The following is a 7,628-nucleotide window of genomic DNA, read 5'->3' on the forward strand; positions in this document are numbered from 1 at the left end:
TTGCTTTTTCCATAGTTTGGCCCTGATTCTTAGGATTTTTGACCGTCGGCTTGGTTGCTTTTTCGGGGCAGTTGGAAAAATCTCCTTCTCGCGCCAAATCAGGTGCAGATCAAAGGACGGACGACATGAAGAAACTTGTCTTGGCAGCGATGCTGGGGCTCATGGTGGCGAGCGGCCCGGCTGGGGCGCTCACGCTGCCGAAACTTTTCCAGGGCGGCAATCAGGCTGCGGCCGAGCCGCGTCAGGGCGGGCAACCGCTGATTCTCGCCCAGAGCGGAGATGCGGCCATCCGCGTCCAGCAGCTCGAGGAAGAGATCCGGCAGCTCAATGGTCGTATCGAGGAAATGAGCTTCCAGCTTCTGCAGATGCAGGAGCAGATACGCAAGGCCCAGGAAGACAATGAGTTCCGCTTCCAGGAACTGGAGAAAAGCGAGAACGGAGCGGCCGGGAAACCGGCCGCCACCGCCTCCAACCGCGCTCCGGCTGCCCAGCCGCCCAGGCAGGAAGACGATGTCGCCCGCGTGATCGAAACGCCGCAGCCAGGCCAGGGTCGAACCCAGAACCAGGGCAGCGGCCGGAACCCTGATACCGGCGCGCCGGAAACGACGCTCGGTTCCATAGAGTTCGATCAGGGCGGCAATCCCGTCGGGGCGAGGCGCAACGAGAACGCCAACAATTCCTCCGGCCTTCCCGGCGTGGATAGCCCGTCGAACCCGCGCGGCGGCGCACGGCCGGACCCGCAGCAGACTGCATCGCTCGGCAGCGAGAACGATGTCTATCAGGCGGCCTACGGGCATGTGCTCTCCGGCGACTATCAGCTCGCCGAGCGCGAGTTCAACAGCTATCTCGAAAGCTATCCGAAAGGCGCGCGTGCGGCGGACGCCAATTTCTGGCTTGGTGAGGCTCAGTATTCGCAGGGCAAGTTCAACGAGGCGGCTAAGACCTTTCTCAACGCCCACCAGACCTATGCCAAATCTCCAAAGGCTCCCGAAATGCTCCTGAAGCTCGGCATGTCGCTTGCCGCGCTCGACAACAAGGAAACAGCCTGCGCCACCCTGAAGGAGGTGAGCAAGCGTTACCCGAGCGCGCCACGTTCGGTGCTCGGCAAGGTAACGAGCGAGCAGAAGCGCCTGAGTTGCTGATCGGCGGCCCACGCATTTGACCGCCGCCCCGAAGCCGCTTTCTCCCCAAGACGCGATCCGCCGCTTCCTGGCGGAGCTTGAAAGGCCGGCGCGCCTGCTCATTGCGATCTCCGGCGGCAGCGATTCCACGGGCCTGCTCGTCGCCCTTTCCCGTTCCGCCCCGGAGGGCATTACTCTTCATGCCGCGACGATCGACCACGGCTTGCGCGAGGAATCCGCCCACGAGGCGCGGGAGGTGGCCGCACTCTGCGGGAAACTGGGCATCCCGCATGTCACCCGCCGCTGGGAGGGCGAAAAGCCGAAGAGCGGGGTTTCCGCTGCCGCGCGCGAAGCCCGCTATCGCCTGCTGACCGAGATCGCGGAGGAGGTCGGCGCGATGGCGATCCTTACCGGGCATACGCTGGACGACCAGGCCGAGACGGTGGCCATGCGCGGTGCCCGCAGCGTCGGCGGGGACGATCCGGGGCTTGCCGGCATGGCGGAGGCTGTGCTTCTCGATCGGAAACTCTGGCTGCTGCGGCCCTTCCTGCGGACCCGCCGCACGGATATTCGCGCCTTTCTTCAAGGGGAGGGGTTCGGCTGGATCGACGATCCCAGCAATCTCGACCCTCGCTATGAGCGCGTGAGAACGCGCCAGCGGCTTGCGGGTGGGGGAGTATTTGACCTTGCGAGCCTCGATGCCGCCGCTTGCCGCCGCGCGCAGCTTTCGAAACAGGCCGCGAGCCTTCTTACCGATCATGCGATCGCTCATCACGGCGTTCTCGTTCACCTCGCGCCGGAATTCTTCGCAGCCGATGCGGCGGCCCGGCGGCATGCGCTCGGATATCTCGCGGCGGCTCTCGGGGGACGGACATATGTGCCGGGCCGGGAAAGCATGGACCGGGTCGTGGCCGTGCTCGACGGCAGCGGGGCAGGGCGGATCACCGCCGGGCGGGTGATCTTCGACCGTCGCCGCGAGGGGCTCTACCTCTCCCGCGAGAACCGCGGCCTGCAGCCCCTCCATCTCATTCCTGGAGAGTGGGCTCTCTGGGATGGGCGCTATCGTGTCGCCAATCGCGGCGACGGGGAAATCGTCGTCGGCCCTACCGCGTCGGATCGCAAGGAGGCCTCGATGTTGTTCCCGGACGTGCCGCCGCCGGTCGCGATGCGGGCGATGGCCGTGATGCCCTGTATCTCGGCGGCAGACCAGACGGTTATCCAGCCGGTGCTTGCCCCGTTCGACCGTTTTTTGCCGCAGTTCGACTATACTTTAGCTGCTCGCCTGGCGTATTTGCTCGGATGCGACGATTTTCCCCCTATGCGCGTTAAGGTTTCCGCACGCAAAAGGTGATCGTAGCCGCCGCTTGCCTTGGCAAGGCCGTGGCGTAACCCTATGTTATGGGCAAGCAAGGCGGTGGCCGGAAGTCGGCCGTCGCAGTTCCGGGGAGTTCGATGAACCCAAACCTACGTAATTTCGCCCTCTGGGCCGTTATTGCCCTCCTGCTGATCGCTTTGTTCAGCATGTTCCAGACGGCACCTTCGCAGACCAGCTCGCGCGAGATCCCTTATTCGCAATTTCTGCGAGAGGTCGATGCCGGTCGCGTGCGCGACGTCGTCATTACCGGCAATCGCGTGCTTGGAACCTATGTCGAGAACGGCGCAGGCTTCCAGACCTATTCGCCCGTCATCGACGACGCGCTCGTGGAGCGGCTGCAGTCCAAGAACGTGACCACGGTGGCACGCCCGGAAACCGATGGGTCTTCCGGCTTCCTGAGCTATCTCGGCACGCTTCTTCCGATGCTGCTCATCCTCGGCGTCTGGCTGTTCTTCATGCGGCAGATGCAGGGCGGTTCGCGGGGTGCCATGGGCTTCGGCAAGTCCAAGGCCAAGCTTCTGACGGAAGCGCATGGCCGCGTCACCTTCGAGGATGTCGCAGGCGTCGACGAGGCCAAGCAGGATCTCGAGGAAATCGTCGAATTCCTGCGTGACCCGCAGAAGTTCCAGCGCCTCGGCGGCCGAATCCCACGCGGTGTGCTGCTGGTCGGTCCTCCCGGCACGGGCAAGACGCTCCTCGCACGCTCCGTCGCGGGCGAGGCCAACGTTCCCTTCTTCACCATTTCGGGTTCCGACTTCGTTGAAATGTTCGTCGGTGTGGGCGCGTCCCGCGTCCGCGACATGTTCGAACAGGCCAAGAAGAACGCGCCCTGCATCATCTTCATCGACGAAATCGACGCCGTCGGACGTCACCGTGGCGCAGGCCTCGGCGGCGGCAACGACGAGCGCGAGCAGACGCTGAACCAGTTGCTGGTCGAGATGGACGGCTTCGAGGCGAACGAGGGGATCATCCTGATCGCCGCGACCAACCGTCCGGACGTTCTTGACCCGGCGCTCCTGCGTCCCGGCCGCTTCGACCGCCAGGTCGTCGTGCCGAACCCGGATATCGTCGGACGCGAACGCATCCTCAAGGTGCATGTGCGCAACGTGCCGCTGGCGCCGAACGTCGATCTCAAGGTTCTGGCACGCGGCACGCCCGGCTTCTCCGGCGCCGATCTCATGAATCTCGTCAACGAAGCAGCCCTGATGGCAGCGCGTCGCAACAAGCGGCTCGTCACCATGAGCGAGTTCGAGGACGCCAAGGACAAGATCATGATGGGTGCGGAGCGCCGCTCCTCGGCCATGACCGAGGCGGAAAAGAAGCTCACTGCCTATCACGAGGCCGGCCACGCGATCACGGCGTTGCATGTGCCGGTGGCCGATCCGCTGCACAAGGCAACGATCATCCCGCGGGGCCGCGCGCTCGGCATGGTCATGCAGCTTCCCGAAGGCGACCGCTATTCGATGAGCTACAAGTGGATGGTCTCGCGCCTCGTCATCATGATGGGTGGCCGCGTTGCCGAGGAATTGACCTTCGGCAAGGAGAACATCACCTCCGGCGCATCTTCGGACATCGAGCAGGCAACCAAGCTTGCCCGCGCCATGGTCACGCAATGGGGCTTCTCCGACGTGCTCGGTCAGGTTGCCTACGGTGAGAACCAACAGGAAGTGTTCCTCGGCCACTCGGTCTCGCAATCGAAGAACGTCTCCGAGGCGACCGCTCAGAAGATCGATGTGGAGGTGCGCCGCCTCATCGAGGAGGCCTATACCGAGGCTCGCCGTATCCTGACCGAAAAGCACGACGAGTTCGTGGTGCTGGCGGAAGGGCTTCTCGAATACGAAACGCTTTCGGGCGAGGAGATCAAGGCCCTCATCAAGGGGCACAAACCTTCCCGCGACCTCGGCGACGATGCGCCGCCGGCGCGTGGTTCGGCTGTGCCGAAGGCTGGCGCCAAGAAGGGCCAGCCCAAGGGCGACGAGCCGGAAAGCGGCCTCGAACCTCAGCCGCATTGATCCGGCTGCACAGCATTCAAGGAAACCGCCGCGGAGCAATCCGCGGCGGTTTTTGCTTGCTGATAAACCCCTCGGCATACGCGGCGTCACCCTCGGTGTGTCGAGGATTTGCTCATGTCGCAATGACGAAAGAGATGTTGCTGCCCTTCGTCACGGTTTGACCGTCGGGGAGCGATGTAACCTTACTTGGTAACGAGATATAATCAATTTTGACGCTAATTTACGTGCTTATACATGCAGACTGTGGCATGAGCCGAGCATGGACCGGCTCTGCCGGAGATTATGGTTGCAGGTTCGCCTGCCATAGCGCTGTGCCCCGGTTTTGAGGGCTATGCGCCAAGACCGCGCCATCAGGGCGCGATGACGAAGGAGCTTATATGACACGTCGCTATTTCGGTACCGACGGCATCCGCGGACATTCCAACGTTTTCCCGATGACGCCCGATCTCGCCATGCGCGTGGGGATCGCCGTCGGCACGATCTTCAGGAATGGTAACCATCGGCATCGGGTGGTGATCGGCAAGGATACCCGCCTTTCGGGCTACATGCTCGAAAATGCCATGGTGGCGGGTTTCACCGCCGCCGGGCTCGATGTCTTCCTGCTGGGTCCGATCCCGACGCCGGCCGTCGCCATGCTTACCCGCTCGCTGCGCGCCGATGTGGGCGTGATGATCTCGGCCTCGCACAATCCTTACGAGGATAACGGCATCAAGCTTTTCGGTCCGGATGGCTACAAGCTTTCCGACGAGCTGGAAATGCAGATCGAGGAACTGCTCGACAAGGATATGTACACCCAGCTCGCCAAGTCCGCCGATATCGGCCGGGCGAAGCGCGTCGAGGGCGATATCTATCGTTACATTGAGCACGCCAAGCGCACGCTGCCGCGCGATGTCACGCTGCATGGGCTGAGGATCGCGATCGACTGCGCCAACGGGGCCGCCTACAAGGTAGCGCCGCTGGCTCTCTGGGAGCTCGGAGCCGACGTGGTGACGATCGGCAACGAGCCGAACGGCACGAACATCAATCTCGATTGCGGTTCGACCAGCCCCTCGGCGCTGCAGAAGAAGGTGCATGAGGTGCGGGCCGATATCGGGATTGCCCTCGACGGGGATGCCGATCGCGTCATCATCGTCGATGAGCGCGGTGAGATCATCGACGGCGATCAGCTCATGGCGGCAATCGCCGAGAGCTGGGCCGACGACGGCAAGCTGACCGGCGGCGGCATCGTGGCGACGATCATGTCCAATCTTGGCCTCGAGCGCTTCCTGGACGGGAAGGGACTCAAGCTCGCCCGCACCAAGGTCGGCGACCGCTATGTCGTCGAGCATATGCGCAATCACGATTTCAACGTGGGCGGCGAGCAATCCGGCCATATCGTGCTGTCCGATTTCGGCACGACCGGCGACGGGCTCGTCGCGGCCCTGCAGATCCTTGCCCGCGTCAAGCGGCTCGACCTGCCGGTCAGCGAGGTCTGCCGGCGGTTCGAGCCGGTGCCGCAACTCCTGAAAAACGTGCGCTATGCCGGCGGCAAGCCGCTGGAGGATATCATCGTGCGGCAGGCGATCGCCGATGCGGAGCAGGAGCTTTCCGGCAAGGGCCGGCTGGTGATCCGCCCCTCCGGCACCGAACCGCTGATCCGGGTGATGGCCGAAGGCGACGATCGCGATCAGATCGAGCGCATCGTCGGCGAACTGATCGGCGTCATCTCCAACGTCCGCAGCGCGGCCTGAAGAACACCAAGTCCTTTTGCAAGAAAGCCGGCCCTTCACGGTGGGCTTTCTTGTCTATCCCCGATTTTTACTGGTAAACGGACATGGTTAAGCGAGGCTTAACCTTTCTCCTTCATTATCCATGCCGGATAAACCCGTTGATAGGCGCGTCGCCGTTCAATGAGATGGATCTTGGAGATGGAACCATGAAGAAGAGTCTGATCGGCGCAGCCTTGCTGGCGCTGGCAGGAAGTGCAGCCTATTCCGCCGATTTATACGAGCCCCAGCCCGAGCCGATCATCGACGCGCCGGAAGTGGAAATCCAGGAAGCCAGCGGCTGGTATCTGCGCGGTGATGTCGGATATTCCTTCAACCACATGCGCGGTGCCGAATACTTCCAGGGCTCAAACGCCTTCCTGGCCGATTTCGACCGCACCACCTTGAAGGACAGCTTCGTGGTCGGCGCCGGTGTCGGTTACCAGGTCAACAACTATCTGCGCACCGATCTTACCTTCGACTATCTGGGCAAGTCGGATTTCCGCGGCAGCACGACGGGCTGGTGCGGCTCGGTGATGTGCTCCTCCCGCGACGAGGCGGAGATGCGCGCCTATTCTCTCATGGCCAATGTCTATGTCGATCTCGGCACCTATGGCCGCGTCACGCCCTATGTCGGCGCCGGCATCGGCGGCAGCTACGTGAAATGGGGCAAGCTGCGCAACAGGATCTGCGATGATCCCTCCATGCCGGGCTGCTACGGCAGCGACCACGAAGGCAAGGGAAGCTGGCGCTTCAGCTATGCTCTGATGGCCGGCGCGACGATCGATCTCACCTGCAATCTCAAGGCCGATATCGGCTACCGCTTCCGCCATATCTCGGGCGGCGACATGTTCGGTTATATGGACAACGGCGGTCCCGGCCGTGACAAGGGCTTCGACATGCATGAGGCCCGCGTCGGCGCCCGCTACGTCTTCAACGGTTGCGAAACCCCAGTCGCTTACGAGCCGCCGCCGGAACCGATCGTCTACAAGTGATCCACGAACCGCCGGAAGCCGCCCATCGGGCGGCTTCTTTCTAAGGGCCTGTTTGCCATTAACGATGGGACAGGTTTGAGCTTCAAGCCTGACCCGTCAGTTGGTATCGGAAGCCGCGCATCGCGACAGGGCACTTGATGAAGCCGCAATTCAGGATTTCCGTTTTCCATAGCCTGGACGAGGTCTCCGCCGATTGGCCGAGCGGCGCGACGGATTCCGAGAGCGCCCGCTATCATCCATTCCAGACGGTTACATTCCTTCGCGTCTGGCTGGAGAGTTTCGGCCGTTCGGGCCGACGCAGCCTGTATTTCATCGAAGTGCGTGATGACGGAGGCAGGCCCATCCTCTTCCTGCCGCTCTGTATTGCGCGCCGCAAGGGC

General features: G+C 62.8%; 5 protein-coding genes and 1 pseudogene. All 6 read left to right on the forward strand.

The features are described 5' to 3' along the window. Positions 1-125 precede the first annotated feature (125 nt). A complete protein-coding gene (gene ybgF / locus ACE04I_RS08295) occupies positions 126-1,142 on the forward strand; it encodes a tol-pal system protein YbgF (protein WP_046794583.1) in 1,017 nt (338 codons plus the stop codon). Positions 1,143-1,158: 16 nt separating this feature from the next. Then, positions 1,159-2,472 (forward strand): tRNA lysidine(34) synthetase TilS, encoded by a 1,314-nt coding sequence (tilS, locus tag ACE04I_RS08300; protein WP_046794582.1) that lies wholly within the window; start codon positions 1,159-1,161, stop codon positions 2,470-2,472. Positions 2,473-2,573: 101 nt separating this feature from the next. After that, positions 2,574-4,508: an ATP-dependent zinc metalloprotease FtsH gene (gene ftsH, locus ACE04I_RS08305; protein WP_487206974.1), complete on the forward strand. Its 1,935-nt coding sequence runs from the start codon at positions 2,574-2,576 to the stop codon at positions 4,506-4,508. Between the two features lie 377 nt (positions 4,509-4,885). Further along, a complete protein-coding gene (gene glmM, locus ACE04I_RS08310; RefSeq protein WP_046794580.1) occupies positions 4,886-6,238 on the forward strand; it encodes a phosphoglucosamine mutase in 1,353 nt (450 codons plus the stop codon). A gap of 185 nt (positions 6,239-6,423) precedes the next feature. Next, positions 6,424-7,248: an outer membrane protein gene (locus ACE04I_RS08315; protein WP_046794579.1), complete on the forward strand. Its 825-nt coding sequence runs from the start codon at positions 6,424-6,426 to the stop codon at positions 7,246-7,248. Between the two features lie 137 nt (positions 7,249-7,385). Further along, positions 7,386-7,628: pseudogene (locus tag ACE04I_RS08320) on the forward strand (GNAT family N-acetyltransferase); the annotation flags it as partial.

Source organism: Rhizobium moroccans, from assembly GCF_057559155.1.